This window comes from Pseudomonas sp. SLFW, assembly GCF_009905615.1.
Lineage (GTDB): Bacteria > Pseudomonadota > Gammaproteobacteria > Pseudomonadales > Pseudomonadaceae > Aquipseudomonas > Aquipseudomonas bambusae.
Genome location: NZ_JAAAKW010000009.1, coordinates 104,417 through 118,917, shown reverse-complemented (window position 1 = coordinate 118,917; position 14,501 = coordinate 104,417). Strand labels below are relative to the sequence as shown.

Genomic DNA, 14,501 nt, shown 5'->3' with positions numbered 1-14,501 from the left:
GTCCTGCCTCTTATCAATTCTTCGCGACGGCGGGTTTGTCCGTCGTTGGCGCTGGCGCCTGCTCACGCCACCCAACGGCCAGGCCGTTGTTGTAACGCAGGTCTACTCGCGCAATGTTCGTGATCTGTTCTTTCAGCGTTTTTTCGTAGATGGCGATAAAGCGGCGCATCTTCTCAACCAGGTTGCCTCGTCCCAGCAGCAGTTCCAGGCCGGGACCTGCATTGCCTGCGCCGGTGGTCAGGAACCAACTGCCTCGTTCGCGCAATTCCAGGCGAGCGATGGAGAAGCCCAGCGGGCGTAACATCTGGCTCAGCACCTGGTATTGCTGCATCACCTGCTGTTGAGCCCGTTGAGGCCCGAACAACTGCGGAAGGTGTTCGTAGTTGGCCAGCTCACGCGGGGTGAACGCCTGACCCTGGTTGTTCAGCAGGGCCGAATCGCCCCAGCGCGCAACCGGCAATTGTTCTTCGAGGCGAATCACCACCTGATCCGGCCACACACGACGTACTTCGGCGTGGGCGATCCAGGGCATCTGTTCCAGCTCGGTACGCATCCCGGCCAGGTCGATGTTGAAGAAACTGGTGGCCACATACGGCGCAATGCGCTGCTGAACGGCTTGCTGGCTGATGTAGCTCAAGTCGCCCTGAACGTTGATCCGCGAGATCGGCCGGTCGGCGTACGGCAATAGACGCTGCGCGGCTTCGTAAGTGCCGAAACCCAGCACCACCAGCAGGACGGGCCACATCAGGCCGCGCAGGAAACCGAAATTCGGCTTCGGCATGCGCGCCGACAGAGGCTCCTTGGCCACCATCCGGCTGGCACCGCGAGGCACCGGCTTGCGGCCAGGAGTGGATTGCTGATGACGTACCGTTGCGCCGAGCATGACTTACCCCCGCACCTGGACACTGTCGGCCAGAATCGCCAACACCAACTGTTTAAAATCGAGCCCTGCGGCATTCGCTGCCATGGGGACCAGGCTGTGATCGGTCATGCCGGGCACGGTGTTGACTTCCAGCAGCCAGAACTGGCCATTGGCGTCCTGCATGACGTCGGTGCGTGCCCATCCGGCAATACCCACGGCTTCGCAGGCACGTGCGGTCAGCGCCTTGAGTTCCTGTTCTTTGTTTGCATCGAGGCCGCACGGGATCCGGTACTGGGTATCGGAAGCCAGGTATTTGGCGTCGTAGTCGTAAAAAGTATGGGGAGTGCCCAGGCCGATCGGGGGCAAGACTTGCCCACGCAGCGTCGCGACAGTGAACTCTGGACCTTGAATCCATTGTTCGACCAACACGTTTGAATCGTAGGTACTGGCGGCATTCCAGGCGGCGATCAATTCGTCGACGCGGGTCACCTTGGCCATACCGATACTGGAGCCTTCATGAGCGGGTTTGACGATCAAAGGAAAGCCCAGTTCCGTCGCCGCAGAAATACAGTCTGATTCGCTCGCCAGCACCGCGTGACGCGGCGTCGGCAGGCCCAGACTCTGCCAGACCTGCTTGGTGCGCAGCTTGTCCATCGCCAGTGCCGACGCCAGCACGCCGCTGCCGGTGTACGGGATCTCCAGGCATTCGAGCAGGCCCTGCATGGTGCCGTCTTCGCCGCCGCGACCGTGCAGCACGATGAACGCGCGGTCGATGGTCTCACTGGCCAGTCGCTGAAGGAAATCGTCGCCCACATCGATCCCGAAGGCATCGACGCCCGCACTCAACAGCGCTTCAAGCACTGCGTTGCCCGATTTGAGGGAAACCTCCCGCTCCGCACTCTTGCCGCCAAAAAGCACGGCAACGCGGCCGAAGCTTTTTGGCTCAAGGGTCGAGAGCAGGGAGACGGGCGCGGCGGCTGTCATTTCAGCTTACCTTCGGTTGAGGCCACGATGGCGCCCGCAAACAGCGGGCTCTTGAGCAATTGCGGTGCGAGTCCGCCAATGTCACCGGCGCCCTGGCACAGCAGGATGTCGCCCGCGCGCAGCAGCGGCTTGACCAGCGGGGCCAGCTCAACGCCCCGCTCGATGTAGATCGGGTCCAACTGGCCACGCTGACGAATGCTGTGGGCCAGTTGACGGCTGTCCGCGCCCGGAATCGGCTCTTCTCCCGCCGGGTAGACTTCCATCAGCAGCAGGACGTTGGCGTCGTTGAGCACCTGCACGAAATCGTCGTACAGATCGCGAGTACGGCTGTAACGGTGCGGCTGGTAAACCATGACCAGACGACGATCCGGCCAGCCACCGCGCACGGCATTGATGACGGCCGCAACTTCACGCGGGTGGTGACCGTAGTCGTCCACCAGCATCACGTTGCCACCTTCCACCGGCAGTTCGCCGTAGACCTGGAAGCGACGGCCCACGCCCTGGAAGCCAGACAGGCCCTGAACGATGGCTTCGTCAGTGATGCCTTCGTCCGTCGCGATGGCGATGGTCGCCAGCGAGTTGAGAACGTTGTGGTTGCCCGGCATGTTCACCGACACGTCCAGCGGCTCGCGGTCGCGGCGCAGGACGGTGAAGTGGGTGCGCATGCCTTCCTGACGCACGTTGATCGCGCGCACGTCGGCGTCTTCGTTGAAGCCATAGGTCATGACCGGGCGTTTCACCGTCGGCAGAATATCGCGCACGACCGGGTCATCGGTGCAGACCACGGCCAGACCGTAGAACGGCAGGTTGTGCAGGAACTCGACGAAGGTTTTCTTCAGTTTGTTGAAGTCGCCCTCGTAGGTCGCCATGTGGTCGGCGTCGATGTTGGTGACCACGGCCACCAGCGGCTGCAGGTGCAGGAAGCTGGCGTCGCTCTCGTCGGCCTCGGCGATCAGGTAGCGGCTGGTGCCGAGCTGGGCGTTGGTGCCCGCTGCGTTCAGTCGGCCACCGATCACGAAAGTCGGGTCGAGACCACCGGCCGCGAACACCGAAGCGATCAGGCTGGTGGTGGTGGTTTTGCCGTGGGTACCGGCGACCGCGATGCCATGTCGATAGCGCATCAGTTCGGCCAGCATCTCGGCACGTGGTACCACAGGGATACGACGCTCAAGGGCTGTCGCCACTTCCGGGTTGGAGGTGTTGACGGCACTGGACACGACCAGCACGTCTGCCGCTGCCGAGTTTTCAGCGCGGTGGCCAATAAAGATGTGCGCGCCGAACGATTCGAGGCGCTCGGTCACCGGAGAGGCCTTGAGGTCGGAACCGGAGACTTCGTAACCCAGGTTCAGCAACACCTCGGCGATCCCGCACATGCCCACACCGCCGATGCCGACGAAATGGATGCGACGGATGCGGCGCATTTCCGGTTGTGGCATGGCGCGTTGGTTCTCAACCATGGGCCACCTCCAGGCAGACATCGACGACGGTGTTGGTGGCATCCGGCTTGGCCAGTTGGCGAGCCGTGGTAGCCATGCGCTTCAATTGTTCGGGTTGCATCAAAACCTCTGTCAGGCGAGCGGCCATCTCGGCCGCGCCAGTTGTTCTTTGTGGCATCACGAAGGCAGCGCCTTCACGGGCCAGATAGTCGGCGTTACGCGACTGGTGGTCGTCGATCGCATGGGGCAGCGGCACCAGCAACGACGGCAGGCCAGCGGCCGCCAGTTCACTGATGGTCAGCGCACCCGCGCGGCAAACCACCAGATCCGCCCAGCCATAGGCTTGGGCCATGTCTTTGATGAACGGGGCGACCTGCGCCTCGACACCCGCTGCGCGATAACGCTCGGCGGTGATTTCATCGTGCTTCTTGCCCGCCTGATGAAACACCTCAGGCCGCAGTTCCGCCGGCACTTGGGCCAGCGCTTCTGGCAACAACTTGTTCAGCGGCTCGGCGCCCAGGCTTCCGCCCAGCACCAGCAACCGGGGTTTGCGTCCGGTCAGCGCCTGACGCGGTGTTTCGAAAAACAGCTCGGCACGCACCGGATTGCCGGTGGTGCGACGCTTGGCCGAGGCTGCGAACGTCTGCGGGAACGCTTCACATACGCGAGCGGCGAACGAGGCCAGGCTGCGGTTGGCGGTTCCGGCCACGGCGTTTTGCTCGTGAATGATCAACGGCACACCCGCGAGTTTCGCGGCGAGGCCACCGGGGCCCGTCACGTACCCCCCAAAACCGACGACGCAAACGGGCTTCAACTCACGCACCACTTTGCGCGCCTGCAACAACGCCTTGATCAGCATGAACGGCGCCTTGAGCAACGACAGACGGCCCTTGCCCCGCAAACCGGTGACATTGATCAGGTGCAGTTGGAGCCCAGCCGCAGGCACCAGTTCGTTTTCGATGCCGCGCGGCGTACCGAGCCAGTGCACGGTGTAGCCACGGGCCTGGAATTCGCGTGCGCAGGCCAGCGCCGGGAACACGTGCCCGCCGGTGCCGCCTGCCATGATCAAGACATTACCGACGGCCATGGTTTGGCTCCTCGGCGAAATCGCTCTCACTGAATTCGGCTTCTTCGCTACCCATGTTGTTGCGCGATTCCCACTCGATGCGCAGCAACAGGCCCAGACTCGCGCAGCAGATAATCAACGAGCTGCCGCCGTAACTGAGGAATGGCAAGGTCAGACCCTTGGTCGGCAGCAGGCCGACGTTCACGCCGATGTTGATCAGGAACTGACCAATCCACAGGAACGCCAGACCGTAGGCGGTGTAGGCGGCGAAGAACTGCTTGGCGCGCTCGGCCCACATGCCGATGTACATCGCACGAATACTCACGAACATGAACAGCGCCACGGTGGCCAGCGACCCCACGACGCCCAGCTCTTCGGCCAACACCGAGAACACGAAGTCGGTGTGCGCTTCCGGCAGGTAGAACTGCTTCTGCACGCTGTTGCCCAGACCAACGCCAAACCACTCGCCGCGACCGAAGGCGATGAGCGCCTGAGTCAGCTGGTAACCAGAGCCGAATTGATCCGACCACGGGTCGGTAAACGTGATCAGACGCGCCATCCTATAAGGCTGCGCCTGCACCAGCACGAACACCGCGCCAACGGCCAACGCCACCATCAGACTGAAGCGAAACAGGCCGACGCCGCCCAGGAACAGCATCGCCGCTGCCGCCCCCATCATCACGACGGTGGCACCGAAGTCAGGCTCCATCAGCAGCAGGCCCGCCATCGGCAGCAACACGATGAAAGGCTTGAAGAAGCCCATCCAGCTTTCGCGCACTTCTGTCTGACGACGAATCAGGTAACCGGCGAGGAAAATCACCACGAACACCTTGGCGATTTCCGACGGCTGCACGTTGAACATGCCGAAGCCGATCCATCGCATCGAACCGTTCACCTCACGCCCGATGCCGGGCACGATCACCATGATCAGCAGGCCGAAGGCGCCGATCAGCATGAGCCAGCCAAGGCGTTGCCAGGTCGCGACCGGAATCATCATGGTGGCGACGCAGGCGCCGAGGCCCAGCACCAGATAAATCAGGTGACGGGTCATCATGTACAACGCGTTGCCCGACTGCACGGCGGCCACTTCCGACGACGCGGAAGTGATCATCACCAGACCCAGGCCCAGCAGCGCAAGGCAGCCAGCGAGCATCGGGAAATCGACGTCCACGCCACGACCACTGATGATCGGCGACGGGTAAGGCTTGATCACGCCAAAGATCATGACAAGTCCCTCACGGCCTGGGCGAACATCTGTCCGCGGACTTCAAAGTTCTTGAACATGTCAAAGCTGGCGCAGGCAGGGGCCAGCAGCACGGCATCCCCTTCCTGAGCCCATTCGGCAGCACGTTGCACAGCTTCTTCCAAAGTTTTAATGCGTAGCAGAGGCACCGAGTCGCCTAGCGCGGAGGCGATCAGTTCAGCGTCGCGTCCAATCAGGACAACGGCGCGGCAATGGGCGGCCACCGGGGCTTTCAGTCCGGAGAAGTCCGCCCCCTTGCCTTCGCCGCCCGCGATCAGGATCAGCTTGCCGGGAATGTCTTCGCCCAATCCTTCGATAGCGGCCAGGGCGGCGCCGACGTTGGTGGCTTTGGAGTCGTCGTAATAGCTGACGCCCTGACGTTCACGCAGCCACTGACAACGATGCACCAGGCCGCCGAAACTGCGCAGGGCCTGGAGCATTGGCTCGAATGGCAAACCAGCGGCATGGCCGAGGGCCAGAGCCGACAGCGCGTTCGCCTGATTGTGCGCACCACGGATTTTCAGCTCGCTGACCGGCATCAGGTTCTCGAACTGGAACGCCAGGTACTTTTCGCCGTTCTCTTCTCGCAGACCGAAGCCATTGATGTCAGGTCTGTTCAGACCAAAGGTCCAGCACGGCACCCCTTCGCCGATCAATGGTCGCGAGAGCGCGTCCTGACGGTTCACCACGACTTGCCGCGCACCCCGGAAAATCCGGTGCTTGGCCAAGTGGTAGGCAGGCAGGCCGCTGTAACGGTCCATGTGGTCTTCGCTGACGTTCAGCACGGTCGCGACTTCGGCGCCGAGGTGATCGGTGGTTTCCAGCTGGAAGCTCGACAGCTCAAGAACGTACAACTCGACGTCGTCGTTGAGCAGGTCCAGCGCGGGCGTGCCGAGGTTGCCGCCGACCGCCACGCGTTTGCCTGCCGCCACGGCCATCTCGCCGACCAGCGTGGTCACGGTGCTTTTCGCGTTGGAGCCGCTGATGGCGACGATGGGCGCCTTCGCGTTACGCGCGAACAGTTCGATGTCGCCGGACAGCTTCACGCCACGGGCTGCCGCCTGCTGCAACGCAGGGGTCGCCAGCGCAAGGCCGGGGCTCACGTACAACTCGTCGGCGCGGCAGAGGAATTCGACATCCAGCTCGCCACAGCGCACTTCAACCCGCGGATAGTCGCGACGCAGGGTCGCCAGCTCCGGAGGATTCTCCCGCGTATCGGCGACGGCAAACGCCACGCCCCGGTTCGCCAGGAAGCGAACCAGGGACATGCCGCTCTTGCCGAGACCGACAACAATGCGGAAGTGAGAAGAAGCGATCAGTGACACTCTGCTTACCTCAGTTTCAACGTGGCAAGGCCGATCAACACGAGAATCACGGTGATGATCCAGAAACGGACGATCACGCGCGGCTCGGGCCAGCCCTTGAGTTCAAAGTGGTGATGGATCGGCGCCATGCGGAAAACGCGGCGGCCGGTCAATTTAAAGGATGCGACCTGAATGACCACTGACAGGGTTTCCATCACGAACACACCGCCCATGATGAACAGCACGATTTCCTGACGAACGATCACAGCGATGGTGCCCAGGGCCGCGCCCAGCGCCAATGCGCCGACGTCGCCCATGAAGACTTGTGCCGGGTAGGTGTTGAACCAGAGGAAACCCAGGCCCGCACCGATCAGCGCGCCGCAGAACACGATCAGCTCGCCCGCGCCCGGCACGTACGGGATCAGCAGGTATTCTGCGAATTTCACGTTACCCGACAGGTAGCAAAAGATGCCCAGCGCGCCGCCGACCATGACCGTTGGCATGATGGCCAGGCCGTCGAGGCCGTCGGTCAGGTTGACCGCGTTGCTGGAGCCGACAATCACGAAGTAGGTCAAGATCACGAAGCCGATGCCCAGCGGAATACTGAAGTCTTTCAACATCGGGATCAGCAGCGTGGTTTCGACCGGCGATTGTGCAGTCATATAAAGGAAGATCGCCGCGCCGAGGCCAAACACGGACTGCCAGAAGTATTTCCAGCGGCTTGGCAGGCCTTTCGAGTTCTTCTCGATCACCTTGCGGTAGTCATCGACCCAGCCGATGCCGCCGAACAGCAGCGTGACGATCAACACCACCCACACGTAGCGGTTGGTCAGGTCGGCCCACAGCAGCGTCGCGATACCGATGGCGGACAGAATCAGCGCGCCCCCCATGGTCGGGGTGCCTGACTTGGAGAGGTGAGATTGAGGACCGTCGTTGCGGACGGATTGGCCGATCTGTTTGTTCTGCAGGGCACGGATCATCCATGGACCGAGGCACAGCGAGAGTGACAGTGCAGTGAGCACGCCAAGAATCCCGCGCAGGGTCAGGTACTGGAAGACCGCGAAGCCTTTGTAGAACTGTTGCAGATACTCGGCCAGCAGCAGCAGCATTAATGTTTCTCCAGACTGTTGCCACACAGCGCGGCGACGACGTTTTCCATCGCGGCACTGCGGGAACCTTTGATCAAAAGGGTGGTGTTCGTGTCTTGCTCGGCGCCCAGCGCCGCGATCAGGTCAGCCTGACTTGCAAAATGGCGGGCATCCTGCCCGAAAGCCTTCACGGCATGGGCCATCAGCGGACCGACGGCATACAGCGCGTCGACCTTGCCGGCCGCGTACGCGCCGACGTCACGGTGGCCCTGCTCCGCCCAGTCGCCCAGCTCACCAATGTCACCCAGCACCAGCACTTTGCGGCCCGGGAACGTGGTGAGGATGTCGGTGGCCGCTGCAACCGAGGTCGGATTGGCGTTGTAGGTGTCGTCGATCACGCGCATACCGTTGGTCGCCAGCTGCGCGACGGTGCGGCCCTTGACCGGCTGGACGTTATTGAGACCGGTGACGATGCCTGGCAGCGAAACGCCCAAGGCATGCGCCGCTGCCGCCGCTGCCAACGCGTTGGCCACGTTGTGCGCGCCGAGCAGATTCAGCTGTACCTGTGCCGAGCCGCTTGGGCTGTGCAAATTGAAGGTCGGGCAGCCACGGGCGTCGATGCCGAGGTCGCTGGCATAGAAATCAGCGTCACGGTTGTGCATCGAGAAGCTCAATACCTTGCGCTCACCCGCACGGGCGACCCAGATGCCGAAGGCTTTGTCATCCCGGTTCAGCACGGCGGTGCCGCGACTGTTCAGCCCTTCGATGATCTCGCCTTTGGCTTCGACGATCTTGTCAGGGCCGCCGAACTCACCAACGTGAGCAGTCCCGGCGTTGGTCAACACCGATACATGCGGTTTGGTCAGGCTGACAGTCAGCGCGATTTCGCCCACATGATTCGCGCCCAGCTCGATCACGGCGGCGTCGAACTCTGGCGCCAACGCCAGCAACGTCAGCGGAACACCCAATTCATTGTTCAGGTTGCCCTTGGTCGCCAGCACCGGGCCACGCGTGCGCAGGATGCTTGAGAGCATTTCCTTGACCGTGGTCTTGCCGCTGGAGCCGGTGATCGCGGCCACTGGCTTGTCGACAAAAGCGTTGCGATTCATCGCCCCCAACTGCGCCAGCGCCTGACGGGTGTCGCGGACGATCAGTTGCGGCAACGCACTGCCTGGAATTTCACGCTCGACCAACGCGCCGACTGCGCCTTTGGCGGCGACCTGATCGAGATAATCATGGCCATCGAAACGCGGACCGGTCAGCGCAACGAATAGTTGGCCCGGCTCGATGGCACGGCTGTCGATACTGACGCCGTTGAAGTTCACGTCGTCGCCGACACGTCGGGCGTCGAGCGGCAGGAGCAGTTCGCTGAACGAAAGTGGCTTAAGCATGTGCAGCCCCCCATGCGTCCAGTGCCTTGGCGGCTTCTTCAAGATCGGAAAACGGATGACGCTGGTCATCGATTTCCTGGTAATCCTCGTGGCCCTTGCCTGCCAGCACGATGACGTCGGCGGCGTTGGCCTGGGCGATGATTTGTGCGATGGCCTGACCACGACCGGCCACGAACTCGACCGTGTCCACCGCGCTGAAACCGGCGCGGATGTCGTCGAAAATGCGGGCGGGGTCTTCGGTGCGCGGATTGTCGTCGGTGACCAACACTTTGTCGGCCAGACGCTCAACCACTTCGGCCATCAGCGGACGCTTGCCGCGATCACGGTCACCGCCGCAGCCGAACAGGCAGGTCAGTTGGCCTTTCGCATGAGGGCGCAGGGCGTCGAGCACTTTTTCCAGCGCGTCCGGGGTGTGGGCGTAATCGACCACCACCAGCGGACGGGTGCCGCCGCCCAAGCGCTGCATACGACCGACCGGCCCTTCGAGGCTCGGCAGCACTTTAAGAATCTCGTCCAGCGGGTAATCCAGCCCCATCAGCGCGCCGACCGCAGCCAGCACGTTGCTCAGGTTGAAACGGCCTAGCAGGCTGCTGCGCAAGACGTGGTCGCCCTGCGGCGTCACCAGCGTGGCGCGAACACCGTCGTCATCGAAATGCGCATCGCGGCAGAACAGGTACGCGCTGTTGTCTTCCTGGCTGTAGGTGATCAGCCGCGAATCGTGCGGCTTGGCGGCCAGTTCGCGACCAAACGCGTCGTCGAGGTTGATCACGCGGCAACGCAGGTCATTCCAGGCGAACAACTTGGCCTTGGCGGCGCCATACGCTTCCATGGTGCCGTGATAATCCAGGTGATCGCGGGACAAGTTGGTCATCACTGCCACGTCGAACGCCAGCGCGGTCACGCGGCCCTGATCCAGACCGTGGGACGACACTTCCATGGCCAGCGCCTTGGCACCGGCTTTTTTCAGGTCGTAAATGGTCGACTGCACGGAAATCGGATCAGGTGTGGTGTGAATCCCGCTTTTCAACTCGCTATAGAAGCCGGTGCCCAGCGTGCCGATCAGACCGCAATGCTCGCCCAGCTTGTCGAGCGCTTGAGCGATCAACTGGGTAACGCTGGTTTTGCCGTTGGTGCCGGTCACACCGACCACGTTCATGCTGCGGCTCGGGTCGCCGTAGAAACGACCGGCAATGTCCGACAGCTGCGCCGCCAGCCCTTTGACCGGAATCATCGGGATGTCAGTGATCGGCAGCACCTTGGCGCCTTCCACTTCATAGGCCACAGCCGCAGCACCGTGAGCGATGGCGTCGGTGATGTGATCGCGCCCATCGACCTTCGAGCCCGGAATCGCCAGAAACAGATCGCCCGGACGCACCTTGCGGCTGTCCAGTGTCAGCTCACGAATCAGCAGGTCGCGGTCGCTCTGGGCGAAGATTTTGCTCAGGTTAAAAGGCATCAGCCGCGCCCTCCCTTGACCGGAACGACCAGCGGCGCCGCGTTGGCTTGTTGCTCAGGCGGGACCGGCGCGAGGTTGTCCGGACGCACGTTCATCAGACGCAACGTGCCCGACATGACTTTGCTGAACACGGGCGCGGAAACCAGACCACCGAAGTAGCCGCCTTTGCTCGGCTCGTCGATCACCACCACGATGGCGTAACGCGGATTGCTCATCGGGCCGAAGCCAGCGAACAGCGAGCGGTAGGAGTTTTCGGCGTAGCCCTTGGTGCCGACCGAGGTCTTACGTGCAGTACCGGACTTGCCCGCGACGTGATACGACGGCACGCGAGCACGGTAAACGCCACGCGGGTCCTCGATCACCTGTTGCAGCATGCCTTGCAGGGTCTTGGCGGTCGCCTCTGGAATCGCTTGAACCGAGTCCGATGGCTTGTCGGTTTTCAGGATGGTCAGCGGGACGATCTTGCCGTTGTTGGCCAGCGCTGAATACGCGTGCACCAGTTGCAGCGCGGTCACCGACAGGCCGTAGCCGTAGGACAGCGTTGCGGTTTCAGCCTTGCGCCACTCCCGATAATTCGGCAGGTTGCCAACGCGTTCGCCTGGAAAGCCCAGGCCGGTGTACTGGCCCAGACCTACACGTTGCATGGCGCGGAAGATCGCTTCGCCGCCGACGTCGAACGCGACCTTACTCATGCCGACGTTACTGGAGTTGATCAGGATGCCGGTCAGGTCGAGGATCGGGCCTTCGGTCTTGGTCACGTCACGGATGGTGTATTTGCCGATCTGCAGAGTGCCCGGGTACACCTCCACCTTATCGCTGGGTTTCCAGCGGCCACTGTCGAGGGCGGCGGTCATGGAGATCGGTTTCATGGTCGAACCGGGTTCGAACACGTCAATGATCGCGCGGTTACGCATCGCGGCGGGGACCATGGTGCGACGGTTGTTCGGGTTGTAGGTCGGCTGATTGACCATCGCCAGCACTTCGCCAGTTTTCACGTCCATGATCACCAGGCTGCCAGCCTTGGCGTCGTTTTCCTGAATCGCGTTGCGCAGCTCGCGGGTCGCCAGGTATTGCAGACGCAGATCAATAGACAAAGCCAAGGTCTTCCCGGCCTTGGCGTTTTTCTTCACTTGCAGGTCCTTGATGAGCCTGCCGCGCCGATCCTTGATCACTTGCCGCCGACCCGGCACACCGGCCAGCCAGTCGTCATAGGCCAGCTCGACACCTTCGCGACCGTGGTCGTCGAGGTCGGTGAAGCCGACCATGTGTGCAGTGACATCGCCCGCCGGGTAGAAACGACGGAATTCTTCCTTGCCGTACACACCCGGTACTTTCAGGTCGAGCACTGACTGGCCCTGCTCCGGGGTCAGCCCGCGAACCAGGTAGATGAATTCTTTAGTGGCCTGCTCGTTTAGCCGGTCAGCCATGGCCTTCGGGTCTTGACCCAGTGCCTGCGCCAGTTGCGGCCACTTGCTCTTGTCAGCCTGCATTTCGGACGGGTTGGCCCAAATGGTGGTCACCGGCGTACTGACGGCCAGAGGCTCGCCGTTACGGTCTGTGATCAGACCACGGTGCGCAGGAATCGAAACGTTACGCAGGCTGCGCGCATCGCCCTGCTCAATGAGGAAGCGATGATCGATGACCTGCAGGTCGACGATGCGATAGGCAATTGCCGCCACCAGCACCGACAACAGGCCGACCACGACGCGGAACCGCCAAGGGTAGAGTGCCCCTTCGAGTTTCATCATGGCGACACCATCCGGATATCGGCGGCGTTCGGGATACGCATTTTCAGTTGATCGGTCGCCAGCGCTTCGATGCGGCTATGAGCGGTCCAGGTGCTTTGTTCCAGAATCAGACGGCCCCACTCAGCCTGGGCCTTGTCACGCACGCTGAGTTCGGAATACAGCGAGTTCAGCAACTGACGGTTCCAGTGAGCGCTGTAGGCAACGCCGATTGCCGACACAAGGACGGCAATGAACAGCAGCAGCATGAAGAAGCTGCCGCCTGGCAATGGCTTGAAGAAACCGCGGCTCACCGGAGTTTCTCCGCAACACGCATGACAGCACTGCGCGAACGTGGGTTGGCGCGGGTCTCTTCATCGGAGGCGAACTGCGCCTTGCCGATCAGTTTGATGCGCGGCTCGAAGGCCTGATGACGGATCGGCAAGTTGCGCGGCATGTTGTCTGCCTCGCCCTTGACCAGTTTGCGCATGAACAGTTTGACGATGCGGTCTTCCAGCGAATGAAAGCTGATCACTGCCAGACGGCCGCCCACTTCCAACGCTTCCAGCGCGGCATCGAGGCCGGCTTCCAGATCGCCCAGTTCGTTGTTGACGTGAATGCGCAGCCCTTGGAAAGCACGGGTGGCCGGGTTCTTACCCTTTTCCCACGCCGGGTTGGCGACTTTCAGCACTTCGGCCAGGTCGCCGGTGCGTTCAAAGGGTTGGGTTTCGCGACGTGCGACGACAGCGCCTGCCATACGTTTGGCAAAACGCTCTTCGCCGTACTCCTTGAACACACGGGCGATTTCTTCGGCCGGTGCGGTGTTGACGAATTCAGCGGCGCTGACCCCACGAGACGGGTCCATGCGCATGTCGAGCGGGCCGTCATTCATGAAACTGAAGCCGCGCTCAGGGTCGTCAAGTTGAGGCGAGGAAACGCCAAGGTCCAGCAGGATGCCGCTGACTTTTCCGGCAATGCCCCGTTCCAGAGCTTCCGAACCCAGCTCGGCAAAGCTGCGCTGCACAATGACAAAGCGGCCGTCTTCGGCCGCCAGCGCTTGCCCGGTGGCAATCGCTTGAGGATCTTTATCGAATCCGAGGAGCCGTCCATCCGGCCCGAGGTTCTGAAGGATGAGACGGCTGTGCCCGCCCCGTCCGAATGTCCCGTCCAGATAGCAGCCATCAGCGCGCACCGCGAGAGCCTCGACGGCTTCTTCGAGCAGTACGGTGATGTGGGTAAAGCCGCTATTCATAGTCACAGGATCAAATCACGCAGTTCATCAGGCATCGCGCCCGGTTTTTGAATGGCCGCCAGGTCCGCATCAGCAAGTGCGTTCCACGCGTCCTCATCCCACAGTTGAAACTTGTTCAGTTGGCCGACCAGCATCACGCGCTTGTCGAGCTTGGCGTACTCGCGCAAACGCGGCGGTACCAGAAAACGCCCACTGCCATCGAGCTCCAGATCCACTGCATTCCCGATCAACAGTCGCTGCAGACGACGGTTCTCTTCACGGAATGTCGCCAACTCACGCAATTTGGCTTCGATCAATTCCCATTCAGGGAGTGGATAGATGCACAAGCATGGGTCGACGGTATCAATGGTCACGATCAATTGGCCGGCACTACGCGAATCCAACTCGTCACGGTACCGGCTCGGCATAGCGAGACGGCCCTTTGCGTCGAGATTGATTGCGTTTGCACCACGGAACACAGGCGCTTTCTCCGAATATTATCGTTTTGCGGTCAAAAAACCCACTTCACGCCACTTTCCGCCACTTGCGCACACTATAGGAATGCGCCCACCACACCGTCAAGGCGACTTCTTAAGGAAAACCCTTACAGGACGGAGATTTACGACGGGTAACAGATGAGTTTTGGGGAAATTCGGAATGGTCTGACAGATAAATCCGAGAGAACTCAAAAAGATGAGGTTCGAAGTTAATGTGAT

The 14,501-nt window shown here is 61.7% G+C and carries 13 protein-coding genes; all 13 read right to left on the bottom strand.

Annotation, left to right across the window (positions count from 1 at the left end; translation table 11 throughout):
* Window positions 1-13 precede the first annotated feature (13 nt).
* Genes GVN17_RS17375 through mraZ form a run of 13 tightly spaced genes read right to left on the bottom strand, consistent with a single transcriptional unit; the run spans window position 14 to window position 14,264 of the window.
* Window positions 14-883, bottom strand: coding sequence for a cell division protein FtsQ/DivIB (locus tag GVN17_RS17375; RefSeq protein ID WP_166596485.1), 870 nt, complete (start codon window positions 881-883; stop codon window positions 14-16).
* A 3-nt stretch (window positions 884-886) separates the two neighbouring features.
* Window positions 887-1,846: a D-alanine--D-alanine ligase gene (locus GVN17_RS17370; protein WP_166596484.1), complete on the bottom strand. Its 960-nt coding sequence runs from the start codon at window positions 1,844-1,846 to the stop codon at window positions 887-889.
* Window positions 1,843-3,303: a UDP-N-acetylmuramate--L-alanine ligase gene (murC, locus tag GVN17_RS17365; RefSeq protein ID WP_166596483.1), complete on the bottom strand. Its 1,461-nt coding sequence runs from the start codon at window positions 3,301-3,303 to the stop codon at window positions 1,843-1,845. The genes GVN17_RS17370 and murC overlap by 4 nt, the downstream gene beginning before the upstream one ends.
* Window positions 3,296-4,369 carry an undecaprenyldiphospho-muramoylpentapeptide beta-N-acetylglucosaminyltransferase gene (murG, locus tag GVN17_RS17360; protein WP_166596482.1) on the bottom strand — a complete coding sequence of 358 codons (1,074 nt, stop codon included), beginning with the start codon at window positions 4,367-4,369 and terminating at the stop codon, window positions 3,296-3,298. The genes murC and murG overlap by 8 nt, the downstream gene beginning before the upstream one ends.
* Complete coding sequence (gene ftsW, locus GVN17_RS17355; protein ID WP_166596481.1) at window positions 4,356-5,573, bottom strand: putative lipid II flippase FtsW; 1,218 nt, start codon at window positions 5,571-5,573, stop codon at window positions 4,356-4,358. Before ftsW ends, murG begins: the two co-directional genes overlap by 14 nt.
* On the bottom strand, window positions 5,570-6,916 hold the full coding sequence (murD, locus tag GVN17_RS17350; RefSeq protein WP_166596480.1) for a UDP-N-acetylmuramoyl-L-alanine--D-glutamate ligase: 1,347 nt from the start codon (window positions 6,914-6,916) through the stop codon (window positions 5,570-5,572). Before murD ends, ftsW begins: the two co-directional genes overlap by 4 nt.
* Before the next feature lie 5 nt (window positions 6,917-6,921).
* On the bottom strand, window positions 6,922-8,004 hold the full coding sequence (gene mraY / locus GVN17_RS17345) for a phospho-N-acetylmuramoyl-pentapeptide-transferase (RefSeq protein WP_166596479.1): 1,083 nt from the start codon (window positions 8,002-8,004) through the stop codon (window positions 6,922-6,924).
* Window positions 8,004-9,374: a UDP-N-acetylmuramoyl-tripeptide--D-alanyl-D-alanine ligase gene (gene murF, locus GVN17_RS17340; protein ID WP_166596478.1), complete on the bottom strand. Its 1,371-nt coding sequence runs from the start codon at window positions 9,372-9,374 to the stop codon at window positions 8,004-8,006. The genes mraY and murF overlap by 1 nt, the downstream gene beginning before the upstream one ends.
* Window positions 9,367-10,830, bottom strand: a complete 1,464-nt coding sequence (locus tag GVN17_RS17335; RefSeq protein ID WP_166596477.1) for a UDP-N-acetylmuramoyl-L-alanyl-D-glutamate--2,6-diaminopimelate ligase — start codon at window positions 10,828-10,830, stop codon at window positions 9,367-9,369. The genes murF and GVN17_RS17335 overlap by 8 nt, the downstream gene beginning before the upstream one ends.
* A complete protein-coding gene (locus GVN17_RS17330) occupies window positions 10,830-12,575 on the bottom strand; it encodes a penicillin-binding protein 2 (RefSeq protein WP_218576283.1) in 1,746 nt (581 codons plus the stop codon). The genes GVN17_RS17335 and GVN17_RS17330 overlap by 1 nt, the downstream gene beginning before the upstream one ends.
* Window positions 12,575-12,868 (bottom strand): cell division protein FtsL, encoded by a 294-nt coding sequence (gene ftsL, locus GVN17_RS17325; RefSeq protein WP_166596475.1) that lies wholly within the window; start codon window positions 12,866-12,868, stop codon window positions 12,575-12,577. The genes GVN17_RS17330 and ftsL overlap by 1 nt, the downstream gene beginning before the upstream one ends.
* The gene (rsmH, locus tag GVN17_RS17320) at window positions 12,865-13,806 is read right to left on the bottom strand and encodes a 16S rRNA (cytosine(1402)-N(4))-methyltransferase RsmH (RefSeq protein ID WP_178115741.1); all 942 of its coding nucleotides are present in this window, start codon (window positions 13,804-13,806) and stop codon (window positions 12,865-12,867) included. Before rsmH ends, ftsL begins: the two co-directional genes overlap by 4 nt.
* 2 nt (window positions 13,807-13,808) lie before the next feature.
* The gene (gene mraZ / locus GVN17_RS17315; RefSeq protein ID WP_037017349.1) at window positions 13,809-14,264 is read right to left on the bottom strand and encodes a division/cell wall cluster transcriptional repressor MraZ; all 456 of its coding nucleotides are present in this window, start codon (window positions 14,262-14,264) and stop codon (window positions 13,809-13,811) included.
* Window positions 14,265-14,501: the final 237 nt, after the last annotated feature.

Coding starts and splice junctions, on each gene's coding strand:
- GVN17_RS17375 (WP_166596485.1), bottom strand. CDS start 883: ATGCTCGGCGCAACGGTACGTCATCAGCAATCCACTCCTGGCCGCAAG.
- GVN17_RS17370 (WP_166596484.1), bottom strand. CDS start 1,846: ATGACAGCCGCCGCGCCCGTCTCCCTGCTCTCGACCCTTGAGCCAAAA.
- murC (WP_166596483.1), bottom strand. CDS start 3,303: ATGGTTGAGAACCAACGCGCCATGCCACAACCGGAAATGCGCCGCATC.
- murG (WP_166596482.1), bottom strand. CDS start 4,369: ATGGCCGTCGGTAATGTCTTGATCATGGCAGGCGGCACCGGCGGGCAC.
- ftsW (WP_166596481.1), bottom strand. CDS start 5,573: ATGATCTTTGGCGTGATCAAGCCTTACCCGTCGCCGATCATCAGTGGT.
- mraY (WP_166596479.1), bottom strand. CDS start 8,004: ATGCTGCTGCTGCTGGCCGAGTATCTGCAACAGTTCTACAAAGGCTTC.
- murF (WP_166596478.1), bottom strand. CDS start 9,374: ATGCTTAAGCCACTTTCGTTCAGCGAACTGCTCCTGCCGCTCGACGCC.
- GVN17_RS17335 (WP_166596477.1), bottom strand. CDS start 10,830: ATGCCTTTTAACCTGAGCAAAATCTTCGCCCAGAGCGACCGCGACCTG.
- GVN17_RS17330 (WP_218576283.1), bottom strand. CDS start 12,575: ATGAAACTCGAAGGGGCACTCTACCCTTGGCGGTTCCGCGTCGTGGTC.
- rsmH (WP_178115741.1), bottom strand. CDS start 13,806: ATGAATAGCGGCTTTACCCACATCACCGTACTGCTCGAAGAAGCCGTC.